23 protein-coding genes and 1 pseudogene are annotated in these 23,228 nt (G+C 43.9%); 10 read left to right on the top strand and 14 right to left on the bottom strand.

Annotated elements, in window-relative coordinates; translation table 11 throughout:
- Positions 1 to 89 precede the first annotated feature (89 nt).
- The 4 genes from V5G28_RS09275 to V5G28_RS09290 all read right to left on the bottom strand — a co-directional run bounded on the left by V5G28_RS09275 (position 90) and on the right by V5G28_RS09290 (position 3,919).
- Entirely contained in the window at positions 90 to 407 is a 318-nt protein-coding gene (locus tag V5G28_RS09275; protein WP_332993154.1) for a hypothetical protein, read from the bottom strand.
- 169 nt (positions 408 to 576) lie between these two features.
- Positions 577 to 1,314 (bottom strand): ABC transporter ATP-binding protein, encoded by a 738-nt coding sequence (locus V5G28_RS09280; protein WP_096564617.1) that lies wholly within the window; start codon positions 1,312 to 1,314, stop codon positions 577 to 579.
- A gap of 137 nt (positions 1,315 to 1,451) precedes the next feature.
- Complete coding sequence (locus V5G28_RS09285) at positions 1,452 to 2,639, bottom strand: FtsX-like permease family protein (RefSeq protein WP_332993158.1); 1,188 nt, start codon at positions 2,637 to 2,639, stop codon at positions 1,452 to 1,454.
- Between the two features lie 74 nt (positions 2,640 to 2,713).
- Complete coding sequence (locus V5G28_RS09290; protein ID WP_332993159.1) at positions 2,714 to 3,919, bottom strand: glycosyltransferase; 1,206 nt, start codon at positions 3,917 to 3,919, stop codon at positions 2,714 to 2,716.
- Between the two features lie 120 nt (positions 3,920 to 4,039).
- Between V5G28_RS09290 and shc the strand changes: the two genes are divergently transcribed.
- On the top strand, positions 4,040 to 5,956 hold the full coding sequence (shc, locus tag V5G28_RS09295) for a squalene--hopene cyclase (RefSeq protein ID WP_332993162.1): 1,917 nt from the start codon (positions 4,040 to 4,042) through the stop codon (positions 5,954 to 5,956).
- A gap of 272 nt (positions 5,957 to 6,228) precedes the next feature.
- Here the strand turns inward: shc and V5G28_RS09300 are convergent, their stop codons facing one another.
- The 3 genes from V5G28_RS09300 to V5G28_RS09310 all read right to left on the bottom strand — a co-directional run bounded on the left by V5G28_RS09300 (position 6,229) and on the right by V5G28_RS09310 (position 8,416).
- Positions 6,229 to 6,543 (bottom strand): hypothetical protein, encoded by a 315-nt coding sequence (locus V5G28_RS09300; RefSeq protein WP_332993164.1) that lies wholly within the window; start codon positions 6,541 to 6,543, stop codon positions 6,229 to 6,231.
- The gene (locus V5G28_RS09305; protein WP_052490523.1) at positions 6,524 to 6,751 is read right to left on the bottom strand and encodes a DUF433 domain-containing protein; all 228 of its coding nucleotides are present in this window, start codon (positions 6,749 to 6,751) and stop codon (positions 6,524 to 6,526) included. The genes V5G28_RS09300 and V5G28_RS09305 overlap by 20 nt, the downstream gene beginning before the upstream one ends.
- Before the next feature lie 84 nt (positions 6,752 to 6,835).
- The gene (locus V5G28_RS09310; protein WP_332993171.1) at positions 6,836 to 8,416 is read right to left on the bottom strand and encodes an FAD-dependent oxidoreductase; all 1,581 of its coding nucleotides are present in this window, start codon (positions 8,414 to 8,416) and stop codon (positions 6,836 to 6,838) included.
- Positions 8,417 to 8,920: 504 nt separating this feature from the next.
- Between V5G28_RS09310 and V5G28_RS09315 the strand changes: the two genes are divergently transcribed.
- On the top strand, positions 8,921 to 9,184 hold the full coding sequence (locus V5G28_RS09315) for a hypothetical protein (protein ID WP_332993174.1): 264 nt from the start codon (positions 8,921 to 8,923) through the stop codon (positions 9,182 to 9,184).
- A gap of 103 nt (positions 9,185 to 9,287) precedes the next feature.
- Positions 9,288 to 10,385 (top strand): CobW family GTP-binding protein, encoded by a 1,098-nt coding sequence (locus V5G28_RS09320; protein ID WP_332993176.1) that lies wholly within the window; start codon positions 9,288 to 9,290, stop codon positions 10,383 to 10,385.
- Positions 10,386 to 10,541: 156 nt separating this feature from the next.
- Here V5G28_RS09320 and V5G28_RS09325 read toward each other — a convergent pair whose 3' ends face one another.
- The 3 genes from V5G28_RS09325 to V5G28_RS09335 all read right to left on the bottom strand — a co-directional run bounded on the left by V5G28_RS09325 (position 10,542) and on the right by V5G28_RS09335 (position 13,250).
- Complete coding sequence (locus tag V5G28_RS09325) at positions 10,542 to 11,087, bottom strand: pentapeptide repeat-containing protein (protein ID WP_332993179.1); 546 nt, start codon at positions 11,085 to 11,087, stop codon at positions 10,542 to 10,544.
- A gap of 322 nt (positions 11,088 to 11,409) precedes the next feature.
- Positions 11,410 to 12,117 (bottom strand): pentapeptide repeat-containing protein, encoded by a 708-nt coding sequence (locus tag V5G28_RS09330; RefSeq protein WP_336230163.1) that lies wholly within the window; start codon positions 12,115 to 12,117, stop codon positions 11,410 to 11,412.
- 179 nt (positions 12,118 to 12,296) lie between these two features.
- The gene (locus tag V5G28_RS09335; RefSeq protein WP_442994236.1) at positions 12,297 to 13,250 is read right to left on the bottom strand and encodes an SGNH/GDSL hydrolase family protein; all 954 of its coding nucleotides are present in this window, start codon (positions 13,248 to 13,250) and stop codon (positions 12,297 to 12,299) included.
- 253 nt (positions 13,251 to 13,503) lie between these two features.
- On the opposite strand from V5G28_RS09335, the gene V5G28_RS09340 reads away from it, so the two are divergent.
- The 4 genes and pseudogenes from V5G28_RS09340 to V5G28_RS09355 all read left to right on the top strand — a co-directional run bounded on the left by V5G28_RS09340 (position 13,504) and on the right by V5G28_RS09355 (position 17,893).
- The gene (locus tag V5G28_RS09340) at positions 13,504 to 13,644 is read left to right on the top strand and encodes a hypothetical protein (RefSeq protein WP_336230164.1); all 141 of its coding nucleotides are present in this window, start codon (positions 13,504 to 13,506) and stop codon (positions 13,642 to 13,644) included.
- Between the two features lie 301 nt (positions 13,645 to 13,945).
- Positions 13,946 to 16,827, top strand: a pseudogene (locus V5G28_RS09345) (glycerol-3-phosphate acyltransferase).
- A complete protein-coding gene (locus V5G28_RS09350; protein ID WP_332993184.1) occupies positions 16,824 to 17,165 on the top strand; it encodes a cupin domain-containing protein in 342 nt (113 codons plus the stop codon). The pseudogene V5G28_RS09345 and the gene V5G28_RS09350 overlap by 4 nt, the downstream one beginning before the upstream one ends.
- 86 nt (positions 17,166 to 17,251) lie before the next feature.
- Positions 17,252 to 17,893 carry a Type 1 glutamine amidotransferase-like domain-containing protein gene (locus V5G28_RS09355; RefSeq protein ID WP_332993188.1) on the top strand — a complete coding sequence of 214 codons (642 nt, stop codon included), beginning with the start codon at positions 17,252 to 17,254 and terminating at the stop codon, positions 17,891 to 17,893.
- Between the two features lie 8 nt (positions 17,894 to 17,901).
- On the opposite strand, the gene V5G28_RS09360 is transcribed toward V5G28_RS09355, so the two are convergent.
- Positions 17,902 to 18,048: a hypothetical protein gene (locus V5G28_RS09360; RefSeq protein ID WP_336230167.1), complete on the bottom strand. Its 147-nt coding sequence runs from the start codon at positions 18,046 to 18,048 to the stop codon at positions 17,902 to 17,904.
- A gap of 280 nt (positions 18,049 to 18,328) precedes the next feature.
- Between V5G28_RS09360 and V5G28_RS09365 the strand changes: the two genes are divergently transcribed.
- Together V5G28_RS09365 and V5G28_RS09370 are read left to right on the top strand one after the other, a co-directional pair.
- The gene (locus V5G28_RS09365) at positions 18,329 to 19,207 is read left to right on the top strand and encodes a lipid kinase (protein WP_332993193.1); all 879 of its coding nucleotides are present in this window, start codon (positions 18,329 to 18,331) and stop codon (positions 19,205 to 19,207) included.
- Positions 19,208 to 19,288: 81 nt separating this feature from the next.
- Positions 19,289 to 19,894: an exopolysaccharide biosynthesis protein gene (locus tag V5G28_RS09370; protein WP_332993195.1), complete on the top strand. Its 606-nt coding sequence runs from the start codon at positions 19,289 to 19,291 to the stop codon at positions 19,892 to 19,894.
- Between the two features lie 482 nt (positions 19,895 to 20,376).
- Here the strand turns inward: V5G28_RS09370 and V5G28_RS09375 are convergent, their stop codons facing one another.
- The 3 genes from V5G28_RS09375 to V5G28_RS09385 form a co-directional block, all read right to left on the bottom strand.
- Positions 20,377 to 20,949 (bottom strand): PEP-CTERM sorting domain-containing protein, encoded by a 573-nt coding sequence (locus V5G28_RS09375; protein WP_332993198.1) that lies wholly within the window; start codon positions 20,947 to 20,949, stop codon positions 20,377 to 20,379.
- Between the two features lie 265 nt (positions 20,950 to 21,214).
- Entirely contained in the window at positions 21,215 to 22,369 is a 1,155-nt protein-coding gene (aroB, locus tag V5G28_RS09380) for a 3-dehydroquinate synthase (RefSeq protein ID WP_332993200.1), read from the bottom strand.
- Positions 22,370 to 22,555: 186 nt separating this feature from the next.
- The gene (locus V5G28_RS09385; RefSeq protein WP_332993202.1) at positions 22,556 to 22,936 is read right to left on the bottom strand and encodes a hypothetical protein; all 381 of its coding nucleotides are present in this window, start codon (positions 22,934 to 22,936) and stop codon (positions 22,556 to 22,558) included.
- A gap of 170 nt (positions 22,937 to 23,106) precedes the next feature.
- Between V5G28_RS09385 and petL the strand changes: the two genes are divergently transcribed.
- A complete protein-coding gene (petL, locus tag V5G28_RS09390; protein WP_096564596.1) occupies positions 23,107 to 23,202 on the top strand; it encodes a cytochrome b6-f complex subunit PetL in 96 nt (31 codons plus the stop codon).
- Positions 23,203 to 23,228 lie beyond the last annotated feature (26 nt).

The following is a 23,228-nucleotide window of genomic DNA, read 5'->3' on the forward strand; positions in this document are numbered from 1 at the left end:
ATGGGTGCGGGTTTTAACCCCTACATGAAGTTTGAAGGAATTCCTTCTTCCTCGTTCTCCCGTTCTCTAAGGTGCAGTAACAGAATTACTTAGTCATCTCTATCATCTCGGTCATCTCTATCATTTCGGTCATCTCTATCATTTCGGTCATCTCTATCATCTCGGTCATCTCTATCATCTCGGTCATCTCTATCATCTCGGTCATCTCTATCATTTCGGTCATCTGTGCGTGCTGAATACTCCTGGTAATTCCTGGTATTGTCTACCGACTGGGCAAAATTCGGATCATTTCTGCTTGCATCTCTTACAGGCTCTTGGCAAGCACCCAACATTGCGCTTAAACCCAGTAGGATAGGTAATGCGATTGGCTTTGACACTGCCCTTTGGGCGATCGCTCTTATATTCATGTTCTACTTTCCTAAATGATTGGTTGACAAAGTTTTCTTTCAGGAGGGTAAACAGCCCTGAATTAAGAGTTTGCTTCTTTCAAGGTTTAGTTATCTTTCTTACAAGAAAGATAATTGAAATACATACCTACCCTACAAACATCACATAACTTAACAATTCTTTTTTTGTTCATAGCTTAAGTACCCCATCTTCCATATAAACAACTCGGTCAGCCAAATCTAAAATTCGGGGGTCATGAGTGACAATCAACACTGTACAACCTTGTTCTTTTGCCAGTTGGCGCAGTAATTCCATGACCAAATGTCCACTGTGAGAGTCTAAAGCAGCCGTTGGCTCATCTGCCATAATCACCTGTGGATGACCTGTTAAAGCACGGGCGATCGCCACTCTTTGTTTTTGTCCCCCCGACAAATCACGGGGAAGTTGCTTTACCTTATCCCCCAGTCCAACTTGTTCCAACAAAGCTTGTGCTTCTTTGCGTGCTGGCTTTCCTCGAATGCCTTTGACATTCAAGGCTGCTTCTACATTCTCAATTGCTGTTAGTGCGGGAAACAAGTTAAAATCTTGAAAAATAAAACCAATATTCTGCCTTCGGAAGCGAGCTAGTTCAGTTCGAGACATTCTGGTAATCTCTTGCCCAAGTAGATACACGCTGCCTGCCGTTGGAGTCAACAGTCCCGCTAAAATAGACAGCAAAGTCGTTTTCCCCGAGCCAGAAGGTCCCATTAAAATTTCGATATCACCCTTTTGGATTTCCCAGTAAACTTCTTTCAGGATTTGAAGGCGCTGCTGCTTGGAATGAATCACCATTTCCACCCCTTCGGCAACAATTGCGCCTGTTGCGGTGGAATTCATTTGATATTTGTTCTGGGCAAATTTATGAGATTGAATTTTAGAATCAGTCATTTGCTCAAATTCTTTGGGGATATACAATTTTTAATTGTCAGTTGAGATTTGTTGTGTGCTTTCGAGTGCTGAAGAATCACAAACTTAATTATGTAGTCACTGGCACTATATATAAAGTAAAATTACTGATAAGTTAACTATCCTTTAAAGACAATCGCTGGATCAACGCGAGTGACTTTTTGGATCGCAAAAACAGCAGAACTGACGCACATCAACACCGTAATTCCAAAAACAGTAGCTGCCGATATAGGTGTAATTAAAATGACAATACCCTGTGCTGTTGATGTCCAAGCTGCCACCCCTAGACAAAGAGCGATCCCTGGTAGATAGCCTAAAATTGCCATCCATAGTGCTTGCTCAATAATTACATTGTAAATAAACCAATCAGATGCCCCCATCGCTTTAAGGGTGCCAAACTCTTTGATATGATCTGTGACAGAAGCATAAAGAATTTGACTAACGACCACTGCCCCAACAACAACGCCAACTACCGCACCAAGACCGAGAATAAATCCAATTCCAGAGCGTTCCTGCCAGTAGACTTGTGTTATTTTAGACATTTCTTGGCGGGTGTACGCGCGGGTGTCTGGCAAAGCTTGTTCTAAATCTCGCTTTAATTTGCTTATATTTTGACCGGGTTTTGCCCGAATCAAAACGAAGCTAATCTGGTCGGTTGATGTTGGCTTTTTAGCAGAGGTACCTACGTTAGTTGGAGAAGCGGTTGTTTGACTACCGTAATTTCTATAAGTGTTGGCAGTTTCTAAAGAGGTGAACATCAAGGTACCGAAGATAATTGACTGAGTTCCTTGAGTAAAACCTACCAACTTCGCACCTATATTGTTAATTTCTCCTACCTCACCCAAGCTTTTAAGATGAATACCATCCAAGCCAGTTTTGTCAATAATGAACCTGAAGGGTTGCTTCAAGTCATTAAAACTGCCTGCGACAATGGTTGATCGGTCAAATAACATTCCTTGTGGATCTGCGCCAACCAGCGTAACCGAGGTGATTTCGTCTGTTTGTAGTTCATGCCACAACGCACCATCAATAATGACACCTTCAGCTTTGTCTACACCTGCGACTTTACGTGCCTTGGTAACCTGTTCGTAAGGAATTGGTATAGTTAGCCCCAAATGCTGCATATTTTTTGAAGACACCCAAATGTCAGCACGCGATTGATCAATTAACTGGGAAGAGGAACGAGCAAACCCATATTGAAGACCTGTTTGAATGGTGACTAAGCTAACGGCAAATAAAATTCCTGCTTGCGCCACCAAAAAGCGAGGAATGTCTTCTAGTAAATTCTTACGAGCAATTGAAGCCATAAAATGTAATAGGGAATAAGAAATTGTGATGAATTGTTGGTTGTTTTGTTGTACTAACTACTAAAAATGAGCGATTAGCCAGCCTTTATGGTTTTAGAATAGACTCTTCCTTTCCAAGTTCCTCCTCGCTTTTGCCAGTGACGCACAGCCGAGTCTACAGTCATGAGCGTATAAAGGAGAGCAATTCCAGGAAGACACAACGCCAAAGCGGGAGAACATCCATAAAATCGGATCGTGGGTAAGTAGGCATAAGCCATAAGTAGCCAGGTAGATAAGCCGGCGATCGCCACAAGCCAATTTCCAGTAAGCAAACCGAAGATTGCACACACAGGTGGAACAATGTAAACAAGTATCATCCCGATGACTGTTACGATTAACAACCCCAAGGAATAATTTAGCTGTGTGAACGCAGTTCGGGCTATCATGTGCCAAATGGTTGACAGGGATGGATAAGGTCGCAAACTGTGGGTTGAGTCGGTTAGTCCCAGCCAAATTTTGGGAGATGAGGGAGATAGGGTAAAACGCCTAGATTTTACCGCTTGCGCTAGGGCGCAATCATCAATTAAGGCATCGCGGACGACCTCAATACCACCAATGCGGGTTAAAGCTTCACGGGTGATTAAAATACACCCACCAGCAGCGGCGGCTGTTGGTTTGGTGGGATCGTTCACCCAAGGAAAGGGGTTGAGTTTTTGAAAGAAAAATACAAATGCTGGAATGAGCAATTTTTCCCAAAAACTTTCACACCGAAGCCGCACCATTAAAGAAACGAGATCCAAATCCTCTTGTTGCGCTTTTGCTACCAAAGAGCGAAGATTCAAAGCATCATGTTCAATATCAGCATCCGTTAGCAGAACATAGTCTGGTGGCGGTGTCAGGGTTTGTGCATATTGAATACCTTGGTGTAGCGCCCATAATTTACCCGTCCAACCAGGAGCCAAAGGTTGTCCAGAAAGGACACGTAATTGCTCAGTTTTGTCTAATTCCTGGGCAACATCACGGGCAACATTTGCTGTTCCATCCGTACTGCTATCGTCTACCAAGACGACGCTGAGATGACCAGGATAGTCTTGGTTGAGAAGCGATCGCAAAGTGACAGGAAGCAAATCGGCTTCATTTCTTGCGGGGATGACAGCACAAATAGCAGGGAACATTGGTAAATCTGTTTCCTGTCTTGTTAATCGTTGGTCCGAGCGCCAAAACTGACCCCAAAACCCTAGTAATATCACCCAAATTGTCAAGGATAGAAAAGCAAGCCATAGTCCAATTTCATTGAGCATCGTGTTTTCTTTTTTCCACTTAGAAAACACATTACAATGTCACCTTATGACAGGGAAAGAATTTTCCTGTACATAACCAAAAAGAAGCAGACATATGTGGTTGAGGAGCAACGGAAAACTATGCAAATTCAAGACAAAGTGGCAGTTTCCCGTGTAAAAGACGCGATCGCCGCCAGTCAAAACTATCTTCTTTCTATTCAATATCCTGATGGATACTGGTGGGCAGAATTAGAATCCAATGTCACCATCACTGCGGAGGTTGTCCTCCTCCATAAAATTTGGGGCACAGACCGAGAAAGACCCTTGCATAAAGTTGAAGCATATCTGCGTTCTCAACAACGGGATCACGGAGGTTGGGAACTTTTCTACGGGGATGGCGGAGAGCTAAGTACCTCGGTTGAAGCATACATGGCGCTGAAGCTGCTTGGTGTTCCACAAACAGACCCCGCAATGGTCAAGGCGCGGAAGTTCATCCTAGAACGCGGTGGGATCAGTAAGACTCGCATTTTTACCAAGTTACACCTAGCACTTATAGGATGTTACAGTTGGCGCGGCATTCCTTCTCTACCGCCGTGGGTGATGTTGTTGCCCTCGAATTTTTTGTTTAACATCTATGAAATGTCTAGCTGGGCTAGATCAAGCACTGTTCCGCTGCTGATTGTCATTGACCGCAAACCTGTTTTTCTGACTGATCCAGCCATCAACTTGGACGAACTGTATGCTGAAGGTGTTGAGCAAGTTCGCTATAAGTTGCCTCGTAAGGGTGATTGGACAGATTTATTTATTACTCTAGACGAAACCTTTAAATTAGCAGAAACCCTGAATTTAGTTCCTTTCCGTGAAGAAGGTATTCAAGCCGCAGAGCGTTGGATTTTAGAGCGGCAAGAAGCAACGGGAGATTGGGGCGGAATTATTCCCGCTATGCTGAATTCGCTACTCGCTTTGCGAGCTTTGGATTATGACGCGGCTGACCCTATTGTAGAACGAGGGCTGCGGGCAGTTGACAATTTTGCCATTGAAACTGCGGATACCTACAGAATACAGCCTTGTATTTCCCCTGTATGGGATACTGCTTGGGCAATGCGAGCTTTAGTAGATTCTGGCTTGGCTCCTGATCATCCGGCTGTGGTTAAAGCTGGAGAATGGTTGTTGAGTAAGCAAATTCTGGATTACGGTGATTGGGCTGTTAAAAATCGAACAGGAAAACCAGGAGCTTGGGCGTTTGAGTTTGACAACCGCTTTTATCCAGATGTAGACGATACTGCGGTCGTTGTCATGGCTCTTAATCAAGTGAAATTGCCCAACGAAAAATTGAAGCAAGCGGCGATCGCTCGTGCTTTGAATTGGATTGCTTCGATGCAGTGTCAGCCAGGAGGTTGGGCGGCATTTGATATGGACAATGATCAGGATTGGATCAACCAAATACCTTATGGTGACCTCAAAGCCATGATTGATCCAAACACAGCTGATGTCACCGCTCGGGTGTTAGAAATGCTAGGTGAGTGCAATCTGTTCATTGATACACGCAACCTAGAGCGGGCAATTAGCTATCTCAAAGCCGAGCAAGAAATTGAGGGTTGCTGGTTTGGTCGTTGGGGAGTGAATTACATTTATGGCACAAGTGAAGTTCTTTGCGCCCTGTCCTTAATTGCTCCAGAAAAGACACGACTGAGTATAGAACAAGGTGCTGCTTGGTTAGTCGGATGTCAAAACCCAGATGGTGGCTGGGGCGAGACTTGCCGCAGCTACGATGACCCAACTCTCAAAGGACAAGGACCCAGTACTGCCTCTCAAACGGCTTGGGCAATACTAGGTTTAATAGCAGCAGGTCAGGCAACTGGCAAGTTTGCGAAAGTTGCCCTTGAGCGGGGAATTGGTTATCTTTTGGAAACTCAGCGTTCAGATGGCACTTGGGACGAGTCAGAATTTACAGGGACTGGCTTTCCTAGTCATTTTTATCTCAAATATCACCTCTATCAACAGTATTTTCCGCTATTAGCTTTGGGTAGGTATCAAGGAATATCAGAGTTGTGGTGATAGACTGAGTCACGAAACTGAAATTATCAGTATAATTAAAAACTACAAGAAACCCAGTTTCGTTTCATGAAGAATCTGGGTTTTTTATTAGCTTTTATGTAATCAGAATTACTATAGCGGTTCCGGAGTTGAGTGCAATACATCAAGAAATAAGAACCACAGATGGACAACGGACACTTGCCACAACGGGGGGAACCCCCGCAAGGCAGTGTCCTCCAGATGGACACAGATAAATAATTACTTCATCCAAACGAAAAGCGCTATAATCGTGGCTAAAGAGAGACTTGCACGTACATTCCTAGCGAAACGCTCTCAACTTCTACCAAAATTTTATCGGTGATAGTTTCCAATAGCTTTAATCGATTTGTGGGAAGCTCAATAATCGCTATCCTGAGTCCAGTTAAGTTTTGCTGGTATTTCAAATTCTTGTCTGATGTGAGAAAAACATCATATACACCATCAATCCTCGCCATGAGTTCGCCATTCTTAAACCCAGCCCATCCCTGCTCTTGAACTGTGGTCACTTCATAAGCAGACAAATAGCGCTTCAAAGCTTTTGGTAAGTTCTCATCCAGAATGATTTTCATGTTGAACGTGTTCACGAGCAAGTTTCAGAAAATTGACCGCATCTGCACGAGTGACAGATGGGAAGTTGTCCAAAAACTCCTCTAGAGAAAATCCATCGTCTAAGTAATCGAAAAGTGATTGGACTGGGACTCTCGTATTTCGGAATACTAACGTGCCACCCATGACTTCTGGATCGGAACTTACTGGGCTTTGGACTAAGGTAATCATAATCTTCGTTTTTGCTATTTTTTCATCCAGTATATCTCCTGTAAACCGTTGCAGAAGTTGTCATGGGGTGCTACCTCAAGAAGATTAAGCAATCATCTGATTCTCAAAATCCCCTAGCTGACTTGCTAGTAATACATTGCTCGTACCATAGATTTGAGGTAGCCGTCCTGTTTGTGCTAAGATTGTTCGCACTTGTGTGTTGGAAGTATCGGCGAGGTTACGCCCTTGAGCGATCGCCATTCCCGCTGCAATTCCTACTCCCTGTCCAACTCCACAATTGAATTCCACAATTCTCCCAGCAGAGGAAGCATAGCCAACAAATCCAGATGCTGGACTGATGACCGCCAAGTTAGGTACATTTTTGACGAGGGCGTGCTGAAAGCCGATGTTGAACAGGGGCGGGTTAAATGCCAGATTGTTAAAACCTTTCGTAGTAGCTCTTGTATCTAAACCTTTGATTCCACCACGGATATCGAAATGGTAACCAAAGGTTCCCAAAGCTTGAGTGTCTGGTACGCCTCCCGATAGCATTTCAGAGCCACTAAGGGGGTCAACAGCTCCTACAATATTGCCTGCATGGCGAATATACAGTTCTTCTGCGGGCTTCACCTGACTAGCGCCAATGCTTTCAAACCACTTTCTCACAAACAGTATCTCTTTGAGCATTTCTGGTGTCGGCTTCGCTTTGGCGCGTGCTAACGCTTCCGCTTGATCAGCATTGACTCCAAACAACAATGCATTCCAAGACAACCGCCCCCCAGACAAAATTGCTACGTTACCGTTGTCAAGGATGGCACTACTAGACTCAAACGACAGAGGAGTACCCCGAAAAGCGTGGTAAGCGATAGAAAGGGCTTTGCAGCGAACGTCGATGTAGTCTTGCCCTACGAACATCGTTTTCAGATTGCCTTGAGAATCAACGAGGTTTTTTCTGAGTTCATCTGCTCTTGCTGGATCTCCACCTGCAGCAACATTTAACCATTTCTGAGCTTCAGTATCTGCTATTTTGGTGAAACGTTTGAGATATTGATACTCCACATTTTTGAGTCTATCAATACTCAGCCCATGAGTTTCAAATACCAGGGTGACTGCCAGTTCCGAGTTAGGTAAGCCAAAAGTCTCAAACCCCTTAAGTTTTTTCACTCCAGCCGCTTGCGCTAATTCAGCATTCACGGTGGAGTCAATAAACTGTTTGCCTAAATAAGTTTCATCGTTAGTCAGTTTAATACCAGCAATTTTCTGCCCTTCTTTGATAACGGACTTAATTTCAATATCACCAATAATATCTGCACCTACCTCACGCAACATATCTCGTAAAGCAGCATCAGCCTTAACTGGATCGAGAGCAATGAGCGCTACTCCAGCTTTTTGCAAAAATTCCTTGTAGATGGCGGGTGGATCACCAAAAGTGTCCAAACGACGAGATTGGCGAATGGCAGAGGGAACCGCAGAACGGTCAAGATAAGACAACCCACCGCGCACCAAATGACCGCCGATGCCTAATTTAGGATTTCCTTTAAACAGTAGTAAAGTCCGTGGGTACTGCTTCGTCTGGCGGTAGTACTCCCGTGCTCCACAAACTAGGGCGAGAACACCAGGAACTTCGTCCCCGAAGCAAATAATGTCGTACGTGCGAACTGTCGAATCAACCCTGACTGGAGACATAGTGTTTTCTCCTTCACTCTTAATTTTCTTAATAAAATCAACAATCTAAGTGTTTGTTATTCCAGAAATGAAGCAGTACTGTTGATGAACTTTTACGGGTACTCTTTGAATCACTGAAACGCCAGCACTACTGTATCACTTGCGTACTGTCCCCAAATTGTAAGCGATTCAAATTCACAATTGAAAAAGCTTGTTGCCGCAATTATCCTGCCAGCAAGCTTTCTGCCAGTTAAATATGATATGCGTCAACTGATTTTTTAAGCTAAAATGATAACCATTCTTAATTATGCCGTATGCTTGGTTACTTAACACATATTTTGCACCTTGTCCTCAGGACTCCAGTCCCAGCTTGTCAAACAAGGAACAGCTTGGACTTGATTCAGAAGCGATAAGGACTCAAATAGCAACGCCACAAGTGTGACATAGCAAAATCCTGTTTGGCTATACCAGACAAAGGGCATTTACCAGATGTAACTTAAAAGAGCAACTCTAAAAACTAAAAAGATGAATTTTTCATTTAGCAGACAAACACAAAAGGCAAATACAGAAAAAACTAGGCAAGTGAAAGAGTGGATTTATCAAGCTTTAAAACTGGATGAAGAAATTCCTATTTCTTTAAGTCAATTACAGTGTACTGAGCCAAATTGTCCACCTCTTGAAACAGTCATCGCCGTGATGAAAAACCCAGTTGAACAGTACAAAATTCATAAACCAATAGCTGAAATAGAGTATACAGATATTACTCAACTCATTAAAGAAACTCATTAATGTATTTCTAGGTTTCTCCCACACGCATAAGGGCGTGAGGCATGGCTGCGCCTCTACATCCTCCTAATAATGAATTGTGACCAGTTTCAATTTTGAATGACTTATGACTCAACTTACTGCACAAGCTACAGAATCTATTTCCGATATTCCGAAACGTGGAATGCCTGTCACTATTATCACAGGATTTCTAGGCAGTGGGAAAACCACTTTGTTGAATCAAATTCTTAAAAATAAACAAGATTTAAAAGTCGCTGTACTTGTGAATGAGTTTGGCGATATCAACATAGACAGCCAACTGCTCGTTTCTGTAGACCAAGATATGGTAGAACTGAGCAATGGTTGTATTTGTTGTACAATCAATGATGGACTCGTTGACGCGGTTTATCGAGTCTTAGAACGAGAAGAGCGTATCGATTATTTAGTCATTGAAACCACAGGCGTTGCTGACCCTCTGCCGATTATTTTAACTTTTCTGGGTACAGAACTGAGAGATTTAACAAACCTCGATTCTATCCTGACTCTTGTCGATGCTGAAGCTTTTAATCACGAACATTTCCAAAGCGAAGCAGCTTTAAAACAATTGACTTATGGAGATATTATTCTCCTAAATAAAACTGACCTCGTTACCCCAGAAAAATTAGAAGAACTACAAGCTTATATCTGCGACGTAAAAGCAGGCGCAAAAATTTTGCACACTACATATGGACAGGTGCCGCTACCATTAATTTTAGGTGTAGGGTTAACTCCACAAGATGATTACACGTCTCATCCTGAACAGGATAAACACGAGCATGATCATGAGCATGACCATGATCATGAACACCACAATCATGATGATCATCAGCATCATCATAAGCATGACCATGACGACGAACATCATCACCATCACCATCACGAACACCACTCTCATCATTTAGAAAATGATGGATTTGTGTCGGTTTCTTTTCAAAGCGATCGCCCCTTTGATATCCACAAGTTTGAAGTATTTCTCACAGAAGAGATGCCACAGGAAGTCTTTCGGGCAAAAGGCATTCTTTGGTTTAGTGACAGTGAATTACGCCATATCTTTCAACTCAGCGGTCCTCGTTACAACTTACACGCTGATGAATGGTCTACTCCACCTAAAAATCAGCTAGTTTTTATTGGACGAAAGTTGGATGCAAGCGAAATTTCTTCGCATCTTAACAAATGTTTAGTATGATTAATAAGTCTTAAGTATTAAAAAATGTACTAACTTGTCAAAGCAAGTCAAAAGGCAAAGTAATATTTTGATCTTCAACTTTTGACTTGTTCAAGAAGAGCGTGTGCCATGCACAGACAAGTCCTTTTTGTCTGTGCATTCTTAATGCCAGACTCTTTAGCAACCACCAGCCCAAGTTACCCATCTGTGGGATATGGTTGTATGTATCGCTTCACTTATTTCGTATTCGGTTATGGTTGCTCCTGTGAAATCAGCGCCGTTGAGTTCTGCTTCATTCAAGTTGCTACCAATCAAATTTGCCTGACGAAGTTTTGCTCCACTTAAATCAGTACCACTGAGTTCTGCTTCACTGAGGTTTGCCCCAACTAAATTTGCCCGAACTAGATTTGCAGTCCGCAAATCTGCGCGAGTGAGATTTGTTCTCTCTAGGTTGACATTCATCAGATCTGCGCCAATCAAGTTGATCTCACTCAAGTTAGCATCTGTGAGGTTTGCGTCACTTAAATGTGCATCTGTAAGGTTGGCGCGACTTAAATCACATCCACTTAAATTTGCTTGACTGAGGTTAGCTCCACTTAAATCTGCTCCACCAAAATTTGCGCCACTTAAGTCAGTATCACTAAGGTTAGCTTGATGCAAATTTGCTCCATTAAAATCCCGTTCTCCTGCTGCATATCGACTCAGGAGCTGATTAATGTCCATATTATCCGCCTCGCAATGTGTTGACAGGTCAAAAAGCCTATTTATAACTTGTGTTCTACCCAAACCACACCGAAGACTATCTTTTAGTTGTCAGCAACTAGATTTTTAACTATTGCTTGGAATATTATTTTCATTTTGCAAGAGCTTCTATTTTTTTGAGCATTTCCTTAACGGAAATATATATATTAATTAATGAAGAAATGATTATTTACACTTAACTTACGAGTAGCACTATACATAATGAACTAAGGAACATGAACAACCATTAGACGGTCAGGAGTTCATGATCCCAGATCATGCGGCAGAAAGAATCGCGAAAATTTTACCCTAGATTCTTATGATCAAGTTTTGTTGAATCGTTAATTTTGGCACCGTAAAGGTTAGCAAAATTCAGATAAGCATCGCTGAGGTTGGCGCTGCGAAGGTCAGTATTACTGAGGTTAGCACCGTTAAGGTTAGAAACTTTGAGGTTCGCATCGCTGAGGTTAGCACCGCTGAGGTTTGCCCCAGTGAGCTTAATACCGCCAAGATTAGCCCCATTGAGATTAGCACCGCTAAGGTTGGCACCGTCAAGATTGGCAAGGCTGAGGTTAGCGCTTCTGAGGTCAGCACCTTTAAGGTCAGTTCTAGCAAGGTTTGCTGCACTCAGATCTGCACCATTAAGGTCGGCTTTGCTGAGGTTAGTCCCGCTGAGGTTAGCCCCGCTGAGGTTGACAAGGCTGAGGTTAGCCCCGCTGAGGTTAGCCCCACTCAGGTTAGCAAGGCTGAGGTTAGCCCCACTCAGGTTAGCACCACTCAGGTTAGCACCACTCAGGTTTGCGCCGCCGAAATTGGTACCGCTGAGGTTTGCCCCACCCAGATCTGCACCTCCAAGCTTGGCATTGCTGAGATTGGTTCCGTCAAGGTTGGCATCGTTGAGATTAGCACCACTAAAGTTGGCATTGAATAGGTTAATACCGCTGAGGTTTGCCCCCCAAATCTGCTCCTGCAAAGTCTTCAGCAGACAAGTTCTCAGTTTTTGCTTTGTCAACGCGCACCTTCAAATTTTGAAGTTCTGGGAAAGATTCTTCAGCCATAGCGCAACTTTGACCAACTTAAGATATATTCCTCTATGACTCTACGAGATATTTAGCTTGCCCCATATCTATCATTCGTTATTATTATTTGTTCATAAAAAATTCAATAGTTGAGGATCAACCCCCCAATTGCTTATTTTTGCCCTAGTACAAGGAGCGATCGCTCGATCACCTGACTCACCAACTGATTTCCCTGCAAGTTAAGGTGGATGTGGTCATGATACAAGGCTTTCGGGTTTTGGTTTGAGTTAAATATTGGCAAAAAATCTACATAAGTTATTTGCTGCGCTTGACAAAATTCCAAAAGGCGCTGACGTGCTTTGATTTCGTAATCGCGGGGTCCAGGCTCACCAATTTCTCGTAATAAGGGAGTCATAACCAGAAGGAATTGGCTGTTGGCTTGACGCGTCAGCGCTTGGATTTTGCCAATTGCTTCTAGATTCAAACCAACTCTATCGCCGCCTTCATTTTGTACTGCTTCTAGTTCTGGTATCGGCGTTTGCCTGAACACATAACGTTGGAAAACTTCCACCAATGCTAAAGACGGTTTCTTGTCTGGATAGTTGCGATCGCGTCCTACGGGTAAAGCAGTGGGAGATGTCGCAAACAAATCATCGGTATTAATCAGTAGCACGACTGCTTGAGCGTTGAAACTGCCAAACTTCTGTAAGTAGGCTAATTCATTTCTTGGTCCCCAAGAGTTGGCTGAAGCATTCAGCACTTCTACTTGTTGAAAGTTATTAGCAACAGAGTCGCTTAAGGAGCGCACCAGCAAGCTAGAAATCGTATTATCCTGGTCTGTCCACCAGCCACCGTTAACAATTGAGTCTCCCAAAAGTAGCAGCCGCTGGGTAGAAGCTGAAGGTGTCTTTTGTATCGGCTCACTTCGCATCGAATATTCATTAATCTCAATGCGATGACCAAAGCGACGGGTACGTTGGTTAGGGGCTAACAAATAACCAATCTGCTCATCCCGAATGTATGTTAGGGGATTGCCAAACCCGAAGAGCGATCGCAATCCTATCTCTATCACTACAAACAATCCGATAACGACCACCAAACTGATCAGCACTACCACTTTCACCATCAAAAACCTTTTTGTAAATTTATATAAATAAATCTTACGATTTTACCTGTTTAACTTATACCCTTTTGTACAGGAAATCTCGCTTATAAAATTGTATCAAAGGCAATAGTTTTATTAGTAGAAGTACTTATATCGATGCAAATGTTGCAAAGCTTAAACAAAATGTTATTAATGACTTCGTGTTAAATGCGAACGAAAAGACTAAAATCAAGACGGACAGACTGGTACTCTAACAAAGGAGGATGACAAAGCTATGTCCGACTTAAACCGTGGGATCATGAAATTTGAAGGCGCAGATTCCCCCAAAGTAGTCACCATCTCCTCTGTGGTGCTTTTAGGATCAATTCTGGTGCTGATCATTTGGGCGCTACAAGCAGCCTACGCAGTTCAGTAATTGGATTATGGACGTCTTAAATTCCGGGAATTAAATGTATCGAAAATGTCATTCTGAGTAAAACCTTAAGCTTATTTATGAGCGCGAGTTTTCCGCTTGGATATGACACAAACCATAAGTTTTCTTTAGTACCGAAAAGGTAACAAAGCATACTTGCTCGACTCGGGTAGGACACTGGCTAGGACGATTTCCGTCACAGCCAAGTGTCTTTGATGATAATGTAATTACAATTAAGAAGAATTTTTATATTTTAAGATTTGAGATTTTAGATTGAAAATAAATCTCAAATCGAAAAGCAAAAATGCTTGAACTCTGGGTATTGTCATTGTTTTCATTGTCTGCCCTCTCTTGGGTGCTATACCAGTGATTGCTTGGATCACCCAAGCCATGACAGGGCGGCAGCTAGCACAAATTGGTACAGGCAACATCAGTGTTTCATCTGCTTTTTACCACGGCGGGACGGTAGTTGGAATTCTGGCAGTTTGTTCTGAAGCGATTAAAGGCATTGCCGCAGTCTTGCTTACGCGTGCTTTTTTTGGACACGAATCCGCTTGGGAACTGGTTGCTCTGATTGCCTTAGTCGTAGGTCGATACTCAGCAGGTCGAGGAGCGGGTACGACTAATGTTGCCTGGGGATTTACCGTACACGATCCACTGGCGGCAGTGTTTGTATTCTTGATGGCAAGTGCTAGTTTTACGATTCTGCGCTCTAGGCAAGTCGCAAAATTTGGAATTTTAATTTTATTCCCTTTGATAGTAGCGCTCCTGCATTATGAGCAGCCAGCAAGAATCATCGCAGCTGTTGCGCTTGCGGCGTTACTTGGTTGGATTTACAAACACATTCCTGATGATTTGAATCTTTCTGTTGAACAAGCAAAACCAGAGTCACAAACAGCGTTGAAATTTTTTCGCGGCACTCAAGATATTCTGACTTTAGATGACGATCTGGATGCAGCTTTTGTCGGACAAAAGGCAGCGAGATTAGCCGAAATTAAGCGATGGGGTTATTCGGTGCCAAAGGGGTGGATTATTGCTTTGTACGACGACCCCGAGCCATTGATAGAAATGCTTCAGCCTTCAGAGTTACTGCCGCTTGTGGTGCGTTCCTCGGCAATCGGAGAAGACACGGAACAAGCTTCCGCAGCTGGGCAGTATGAAACGGTTTTAAATGTGACCAGCAAACAGCAGTTGCGAGAAGCGATCGCCCACTGTCGAGCTTCCTACGATAGTCAAAGAGCAGTCCAGTACCGAAGCGATCGCGGATTATTCGATGCAGCAATGGCGGTTCTGATTCAACAACAAGTCCAAGGAGTTTATTCTGGCGTTGCTTTTACTCGCGATCCTATTACCAAGCAAGGCGATGCTGTCGTCATAGAAGCTTTGCCAGGAAACGCGACTGGTGTTGTTTCCGGACGAATCACGCCCGAACAATATCGCGCCTATGTGGTCGAGACAGATAATTTTACTTCCATACAATTAGAGGGACAAGGGAACATACCACCAGCATTAATCAAGCAAGTTGCCTACCTATCTCGCCATTTGGAAGAACGTTACCACGGCATTCCTCAAGATATCGAGTGGACATACGACGGTCAAACGCTTTGGGTATTGCAAACTCGACCCGTAACCACTTTACTGCCCATTTGGACGCGTAAAATTGCCGCCGAAGTCATCCCCGGACTCATTCGCCCCTTAACTTGGTCGATTAATCGTCCCTTAACTTGTGGCGTCTGGGGAGGAATTTTTGCTTTGGTGCTGGGTGAACGCGCTGTTGGTTTGGATTTTAATCAAACGGCGACATTGCACTATTCTAGAGCTTACTTTAATGCATCCCTCTTAGGAGAGATTTTCCGCCGCATGGGTTTACCACCTGAAAGTTTGGAGTTTTTAACTAGGGGAGCAAAGATGAGTAAGCCTCCCTTGGATACTACGTTGCGGAATTTCCCTGGACTGCTGCGTTTGCTTGTGCGTGAGTTTTGTTTAATAATGGATTTTCACTGGGATAATCGTAGACGGTTTGTTCCAGCTTTGTCTCACTTAAGTCAGGAATTGGTAGAAGACCTTGACCCAGCAAGGCTGTTGACAAGAGTTGATGACATTCTGGAGTTACTTCGCCGTGCAACGTACTACAGTATATTAGCTCCGTTGAGCGCGGCGTTGCGGCAAGCAATTTTTCGGCTAAAAGATGCGGAGATTGATAACAGTCGGACGCCAGAGGTAGCGGCGTTGCGAGAGATTCAAGATTTAGCTGCAAATGCGAGACAGGTTTTACCTGAGTTTGATCCAGACAAGGTATTTGAGCAGTTGGCGCAAACTCCTGAAGGACAAGAGATAGTAGAAAAGTTTGACAAGTTGCTTCAGCGTTACGGTTATTTGAGTGAAGTAGGAACTGATATTGCTGTTTCTACTTGGAAAGAAGAACCACAGGCGGTTAAGCAGTTGTTTGTGCAGTTTATGCAGACAAACGAACCGCCAAGACGCCAAGGTAAGAGGAAGAGAGGGTTTGTCCAAAGGCGTGTGAATCTTAAGGGACAAGTCACTGAGGTTTATTCTCGACTCTTAGCTGAGTTGCGCTGGTGTTTTGTGGCGTTGGAGGGGATTTGGTTAAAGTCGGGCTTACTTGAGCAGCCAGGAGATATATTTTTCTTGGAGCTTGAGGAAGTGCGGCGTCTTGTTGAAAGTTTTGAGCCAGATTTTGTCGAACAGTTGCAGGATTTGGTGGAATTGAGGCGCACACAACTTGCACAAGATAGTCAGCTTAACCCTGTACCCCTTTTAGTCTACGGCAACAATCCTCCCGCATTGCCTTTCCGAACTGAAATCCCCTCACCTGATCAGGTATTACAAGGTATTCCCGCCAGTCCTGGACAAGCAGAAGGACGGGTCAAAGTGTTGCGAAATTTACAGGCGATACCGGATATTGATCGAGACACGATTCTGGTCGTACCTTACACAGATTCTGGCTGGGCTCCTGTACTTGTTAGGGCTGGAGGACTGATTGCTGAGGCTGGTGGGCGGCTTTCTCACGGAGCAATCATCGCTCGCGAGTATGGAATTCCCGCTATTATGGATGTTAAAAGTGCGACATGGATATTGCAGGATGGTCAGAGGGTGCGAATTGATGGGTATAGGGGTATTGTGGAAATATCTAACGACTTAAGACCTGATTTACGACCAGAATGAAACTCACTTCCCTAAATGACTTGGCTGAAGAGCCAGTTTCTCACAATCCTGAAATCAAGAAAAAGGTGATGCTGCGCTTTGGCGATTTGCCTCACCTGACAAACTTTTCGCAGTCACGTTTTGCCCCTGGACACACAGCACCAGCCCACGCCCATCAAGATATGTGCGAGGTTTTTTTTGTTGAGTCTGGTTCTGGTGTGATTCACATTGATGGTAAAGAATACCCCCTCGTTGCGGGGAGTTGCGTAGCAGTTGAACCAGGAGAGTTTCATGAAGTTGTTAATAATGGTGCAACTGAGTTGGTTCTTACTTACTTTGGATTACGAGTTGATAAATAAGCATAGTTTCGCACAGCTTATCAGCGAATGTTAATTTTATAACATCTGAACACGTCTCCTACATTAGGATACAGGGAACATATGTTATGCGACGATTGGTGCTGTATAGCGATCAAGTTATCGCAGCAAATCAGCGGGTGGATTCGTACCTGCTTCAACTATTAGGCACTCACGCCGCACGCATTGGCTATATTTCCTCGTCAAGCGATCCAAAACGTCAGTACTTTACGGCAAAACAACAGTACTATCAACAGTATGGTCTCGAAGCGCTCTACGTTGAACTCGATGTGGAATACAAAACAGACCTTCTCGATCCGTTGTTTGCCTGTGATGCGATTCATTTATCTGGCGGTAATACGTATTACTTCTTGTACTGGCTGCAGCAACGCGGTTTGATGCAGCGGCTGCAGCACTATGCTCTCCATCAAGGCGTGTTAATTGGCATTTCGGCTGGGGCAATTATAATGACACCGGAGATAGCCTCGGCGCGGCTGTGTGGTGATACGCCGTATCCACCCCTTACCACCTATCAGGGATTAGGTTTAGTGGACTTTGCGTTTGTGCCGCATATACAGGATACACCAGAGGACTATGCCCGTATGCAGGTATTTGCCAACCACCAGCAACGAGTGCTATACGGCTGTCATGATGGGGATGGGATTGTAGTCGTTGGTGAAACGGTTACGTTGGTTGGCAATGTTGTAACTGTGACACCGACAAGCGCATGAGTTATGCTCTACGGCTGTACCCCTTGTTGCGAAGCCCTGGAAAGAGATGGAACTGAGTCGCGATCGCTTCGGGCGGGCGTTCCGCGATCACCGAAAAGGCGGCTCCCTCTGGGAGCATCGCCCAACAACTTACCGACTTGACTGGAGGCTTCCAACACCCACCTGGTTATTGACAACAATTTCAACCATAGCAGCAATAATCCTGGAGTTTAACAGTTTTTCAGATATCCAACCAGCCAGAAATCTATTTCCAAATCTATAAAATCTTAATGAATTAATGCAAATTCATATCTAGAGTAACAACGCAATTAGCGTGAAAATATTTGAATATTAATAGTTTACATTACAGAAAGGGAATAATTATAGAGGAAATTCCCAGCAGGGTGTATACCAGAAGTAGATAATTCGAGGTATGTACTACCAACAATACAGCCAATGAAACACCGCGCACTGCTGTTAGTCAATCATCATGCCCGCCAAGCACAAAAGCGCTTACCTGAGGTAAAACGCTTGCTTGAGGAACTGGGCTTGAATTTGATTGAGGAGTCCACTGAACAACCACAACAGCTTTATGAAGTGATCAAACGTCACCAGCACGAAGTTGACTTAGTGATCGTTGCTGGTGGAGATGGCACTCTCAATGCTGCTGTAGATGCTTTGGTAGAAACCCAGTTAACACTGGGTATTCTACCTCTGGGAACCGCCAATGACTTAGCTAGAACTCTGGGAATTCCTAACTCTCTCCCCGACGCCTGTAAAATTATTGCCAACGGTGAAGTACGACGCATTGATTTGGGGTCGGTGAATGGTAAACACTTTTTCAACGTTGCAAGCTGTGGGCTGAGTGTGAAAATTACCCAGCGACTGACTAAAAAAGCCAAGCGTCGTTGGGGAATATTGGCTTACCTGATCACAGCATTGCAAGTCATTTGGGAATCTCGACCTTTTAGCGCAGAGATTCGGATGAATGACCAATCAATAAGAGTGAAAACGGTGCAAATTGCCGTAGGAAATGGTCGATATTACGGCGGTGGGATGGCAGTAGTTCCTGATGCCACCATTGATGATCAAAGGTTGGATCTGTACAGTTTGGAAATTGAACGCTGGTGGCAAATTATTCCCTTATTACCTGCCATGCGACAAGGACGACACATTCATTCGCAGAGTGTTCGCGCCTTTAGTGGTCAAGAAATTGAAATTTATACACGCAAACCGCGCCCCATCAATACAGATGGTGAAATTACGACTTACACTCCTGCTCACTTCCGCGTGCTCCCCAATGCTTTAAGCGTGTTAGTACCATCAAATGAATGATGAATAATGAATGATGAATGAGTAAGTTAGAAAATAAGAGTAGAAAATAAGAGAATTCATAATTCATAATTCATAATTACAATGCATCTAAAATTTTCCCAAGATATTAAGTTTCTGCTGCAAAGGTTAGCCCAACAGCCACTAAGTCTTGGCGATGTTCTAGCAGAAACCTCAGAACGTGGTTTTAGCTTGGTGATTACATTATTGGTTTTGCCATTTTTGTTTCCTGTGCCACCTGGGTTAACTGGACCATTCGGTGGTGCTTGTTTGATATTGTCAGTGCAAATGGCTTTGGGGAGGCGATCGCCTTGGCTTCCTAAAAAAATTGCTACATATAAATTTCCCCGTGGGTTTACCCAGATAATTTTAAAAAACCTACAAAAAGTAACCAAAATATTAGAAAAAATTACCCGTCCCCGATTGGCACAAATAGCAGAAAATCCTTTAACTTGGCGACTCAATGGTCTTTGTATTTCTTGGTTAGCAATCTTGCTCATTTTACCAATTCCTCTTACCAATCCTATCCCTCCAGTGGGAATATTACTCTTGGCAGTAGCCACTATAGAATCTGATGGTTTATTGATGTGCGTTGGCTACGTTTTCACCGTTTTGACGAGTTTCCTATTTGGATTCATCATTTATGCTTTGTGGATGGCTCCCAGTTTATTGCCACAAGTTTTTCAATAATTTGTTGAAATTAGGTGTAAGTTGTCATATGGAAAAGGTGAAAGTAAATTTTAATTTTTTATTTGAATTGTTTTGCCTACCTACATTATTTATAAGAAAAACCCTCAGCCACAGACTGAGGGCGGCAATTAGGGTGCATCTACCATCTCTTTATCCGTCATAAGTCTGTTTGAATCCGGAAGAATAAAAAAAAGCAGGGGGAAAGGAGGAGACTATAGCGATTCTCAGTTGATTCAAATACAAGACCTAACCCCCTAGCCCCCTTCCCTACAAGGGAAGGGGGAACAAGCCCCTCTCCTTGCAGGAGAGGGGTTGGGGAGAGGTCAGAATGTACTGCACCCAAGCGAGAACCGCTATATTTGTCGGAACGAGGCTGGTGTAGGACGGAATCCTTGCCGCAGCGATCACTCCGGGCGCGGGCACTCCGTGCCCGGAGCGCTTCTTTTGTTCATCACCCAAACTACTTTTGACTAAAAATTATCCTACGAGCGCTTCTTACGCTTGAGTGCCAAAGGTGCGCCGATACTGCCAAGGATGAGTAAGCTAAAGATGGAGGTCGTTTCAGGGACAGTGATTATGGTTGCAGAAAAACTAATAGGTAACTCACTATCTTCCAGTCCGAAATTTTCAAAACCAGGTACAAATGGCGGCGCAGAAAAAACCTCTAAATAACCCGGTGTCGGCAAAAAACTAGCGAAAAACGGACTAGAATAGTTTCCCTGCTCGGTGGAATACCCAAAACCATCACCCGTTAACTGCTGAGTATTAAGACTAATTAAATTGTCAACATTAAAAGGTTCGTTTCCCGGTATTGGAGTCCCAGCAGGTTGCAAACCAGTAATTGTTTCACCATTTCGTGTACCAGTAATTTCAGAAATCTGGTAAAAACCCAAATCATTAGGGGTGTCATTAGTGGTGAAAGTGCCACTCGCCGTTATGTCAGTACCAGAATAATTCCAGTTCCAATTTAAAGCAGAAGCTGCTTGCATTGTCCCAAAAATCAATCCAGATGTGGCAGTAAGGATTGTGACAGATAATAGAGCTAGATTTTTCATGAAGGTTGGAGCGTGTTATCACGGAACTTGTAGGTGGAGTTAAGCTACAGCCCAACCCAAAACCAATGGTAGTTTAACACTAAAGTATCTATACGTCGTCACAAATTTTTCTACGTGCGTACAGAGGACTAAACCTGTTTCAAACCCTATTGACGATATCGATTTCAGTCCACTTGAGTGGACTTAAGCTATAAGCCTGAGATTGAAATCTCAGGCGGGCGTAAGCGTTGCGCTGCTTGCTTGAGAATCATCCAGTCCGGTGAGGTCATTGTATCCCCCGCAACACCTGTCGAATGGTATCCGATGGCACTTCATCCGTAATCGTCACCACACCAATTTGCGTTGGCAGAATAAACCTTACTTTACCCGCTTTGACTTTCTTATCGAGTTGCAAAGACTCAATAATTGCTTCAATATCTACCCCAGCTGGCAACTTCGTCGGTAAACCCGCTTTTTGAATCAGGGCGTCTTGACGTTCTGTCTCTTCCTTTTGCCACATTCCCAGTTCCACAGCAATCTGCCCTGCTGCTACCATGCCAATGGCGACTGCTTCACCATGATTGACGACTTTATAACCCGTCAAGCTTTCCACTGCATGCCCAATGGTATGACCGTAGTTGAGAATTGCCCGCAGCCCGGCTTCTTTCTCATCTTTGCCAACGACATCGGCTTTCGCTTGACAAGAGCGTGTTAATATGCTTGCTATCAATTCTGGCTTGACGTAACGGAGTTGATCCAGACGTTTACTCGCTTCCATCTCGGCAAACAATTCGGCATCCCAAATCACGCCGTACTTAATCACTTCTGCCATTCCAGCGCGAAACTCGCGCATGGGCAAGGTTTTCAGGACTTCTGGATCAATTAAAACCAAGCGCGGCTGATGGAATGCGCCAATCAAGTTTTTGCCTTGAGGATGATTGACACCTGTTTTGCCACCAATTGCCGAATCCACCATCGCTAAAAGTGAGGTTGGCACTTGCACCACGTTAATGCCTCGCAACCAAGTCGCAGCGGCAAAGCCAGTCATATCCCCAATGACTCCTCCCCCTAAAGCTACCATAGTCGAGGAGCGTTCTATACGGTTTTCTAGCGCAGTATCGTAGATTTTTTGTACAGAATTTAGGGTTTTGTAGCGTTCACCCGGTGGAAGAGTGCAACTTGCAACTTCAAAGCCAGCCGCTTCCAAAGATGCGATCGCCCTTTCGCCATAATGCTTAAAAATTGTCGGGTTAGAAACCAGCAGGACTTTTTTGCCCAGCTTCAGATTGCTCATCATCTCGCCCAGTTGATCTATGCCCTCTGGTGCGTTCGCCCTTTGGGCGGCTTCCTCTGGGAGCATCGCCCCTTCGGGTGCTGCGGTTTGCCCAATCGCAATCTCATAAGACTGTTGTGGTAAATTTACGTTAATAGAAGCCATCACCAAATCCCTTTGCAAGCGCCCGACGGCTGTATTCTACAGCATTAGCACTGCCTATTCCCGGATACAAGACGCTTTTTGGTTGAACTTTTCAAGGCTGGGTTGAGGGGGTAGGCGCGCGGCGAGCTTGCACGCGTAGGGTGTTAGCGATAAGATTTATCTTTCTTTCCACCTACACCCTCACCCAATTTAATTCGTAGTTTCCTGAATCACCTCACCAGGACCGTTAATCTCAACGGATCTGTTACCAGCTTGGTCAACAGAGATGCGGAATTGCCGTCCACCCTGAGAACTGGTATAACTTGTCTGTTGTTCTGAATTTTGAACTTGAACAGGGGCAGCGTTCAACTGTAGCTTATTTGTTGTCTTATCAAAGACATTCATCCGTGTTTGGCTTCCTTGGCGAAAAACCCTCACACTATAGTTTGGTGTTTGGAAGGTAGCGACTGTCGTTTGTGCTGCAGTGCGTATGGTAGCAGGTTTCTTGACTGTTTGGGCGGCAACAATGCCTGTTTCAAACCCTAACCCAGTGATCACTACCAAAGCGCTCGCAATAAAAGCGTATTTCATAGTCTTAAGGAGCTATTTTATTGTTATAATCACAACAAATATTGATTATTCTAACTATAACTCTCCCCTTCTTAGAGGTGAACTCAAGAAAGCTTCAACAAATATTTTTATTGAGCGTATCTTCTGTAAATGATTCAATAATATTTATAAACGATTATGGAGAAACTTCAATGTTTGGTGTCATTGCTTACATAGCCTTCTTGGCTCTATTCTTCGGTGTTGCTGTTGGGTTGCTTTTCGGTTTGCGTGCTGCTAAAATCATCTAATTGATTTTTTGGAGTCTCGCGCAAAG

The sequence above is a fragment of the Scytonema sp. PRP1 genome (assembly GCF_036697665.2).
In the GTDB taxonomy this organism is placed as follows: domain Bacteria; phylum Cyanobacteriota; class Cyanobacteriia; order Cyanobacteriales; family Nostocaceae; genus Kalymmatonema; species Kalymmatonema gypsitolerans.

Bases quoted from the DNA above. Each gene is read 5' to 3' on its own strand.
- V5G28_RS09275 (WP_332993154.1), bottom strand. From the start codon at position 407: ATGAATATAAGAGCGATCGCCCAAAGGGCAGTGTCAAAGCCAATCGCA.
- V5G28_RS09280 (WP_096564617.1), bottom strand. From the start codon at position 1,314: ATGACTGATTCTAAAATTCAATCTCATAAATTTGCCCAGAACAAATAT.
- V5G28_RS09285 (WP_332993158.1), bottom strand. From the start codon at position 2,639: ATGGCTTCAATTGCTCGTAAGAATTTACTAGAAGACATTCCTCGCTTT.
- V5G28_RS09290 (WP_332993159.1), bottom strand. From the start codon at position 3,919: ATGCTCAATGAAATTGGACTATGGCTTGCTTTTCTATCCTTGACAATT.
- shc (WP_332993162.1), top strand. From the start codon at position 4,040: ATGCAAATTCAAGACAAAGTGGCAGTTTCCCGTGTAAAAGACGCGATC.
- V5G28_RS09300 (WP_332993164.1), bottom strand. From the start codon at position 6,543: ATGAAAATCATTCTGGATGAGAACTTACCAAAAGCTTTGAAGCGCTAT.
- V5G28_RS09305 (WP_052490523.1), bottom strand. From the start codon at position 6,751: ATGATTACCTTAGTCCAAAGCCCAGTAAGTTCCGATCCAGAAGTCATG.
- V5G28_RS09310 (WP_332993171.1), bottom strand. From the start codon at position 8,416: ATGTCTCCAGTCAGGGTTGATTCGACAGTTCGCACGTACGACATTATT.
- V5G28_RS09315 (WP_332993174.1), top strand. From the start codon at position 8,921: ATGAATTTTTCATTTAGCAGACAAACACAAAAGGCAAATACAGAAAAA.
- V5G28_RS09320 (WP_332993176.1), top strand. From the start codon at position 9,288: ATGACTCAACTTACTGCACAAGCTACAGAATCTATTTCCGATATTCCG.
- V5G28_RS09325 (WP_332993179.1), bottom strand. From the start codon at position 11,087: ATGGACATTAATCAGCTCCTGAGTCGATATGCAGCAGGAGAACGGGAT.
- V5G28_RS09335 (WP_442994236.1), bottom strand. From the start codon at position 13,250: ATGGTGAAAGTGGTAGTGCTGATCAGTTTGGTGGTCGTTATCGGATTG.
- V5G28_RS09340 (WP_336230164.1), top strand. From the start codon at position 13,504: ATGTCCGACTTAAACCGTGGGATCATGAAATTTGAAGGCGCAGATTCC.
- V5G28_RS09350 (WP_332993184.1), top strand. From the start codon at position 16,824: ATGAAACTCACTTCCCTAAATGACTTGGCTGAAGAGCCAGTTTCTCAC.
- V5G28_RS09355 (WP_332993188.1), top strand. From the start codon at position 17,252: ATGCGACGATTGGTGCTGTATAGCGATCAAGTTATCGCAGCAAATCAG.
- V5G28_RS09365 (WP_332993193.1), top strand. From the start codon at position 18,329: ATGAAACACCGCGCACTGCTGTTAGTCAATCATCATGCCCGCCAAGCA.
- V5G28_RS09370 (WP_332993195.1), top strand. From the start codon at position 19,289: ATGCATCTAAAATTTTCCCAAGATATTAAGTTTCTGCTGCAAAGGTTA.
- V5G28_RS09375 (WP_332993198.1), bottom strand. From the start codon at position 20,949: ATGAAAAATCTAGCTCTATTATCTGTCACAATCCTTACTGCCACATCT.
- V5G28_RS09385 (WP_332993202.1), bottom strand. From the start codon at position 22,936: ATGAAATACGCTTTTATTGCGAGCGCTTTGGTAGTGATCACTGGGTTA.
- petL (WP_096564596.1), top strand. From the start codon at position 23,107: ATGTTTGGTGTCATTGCTTACATAGCCTTCTTGGCTCTATTCTTCGGT.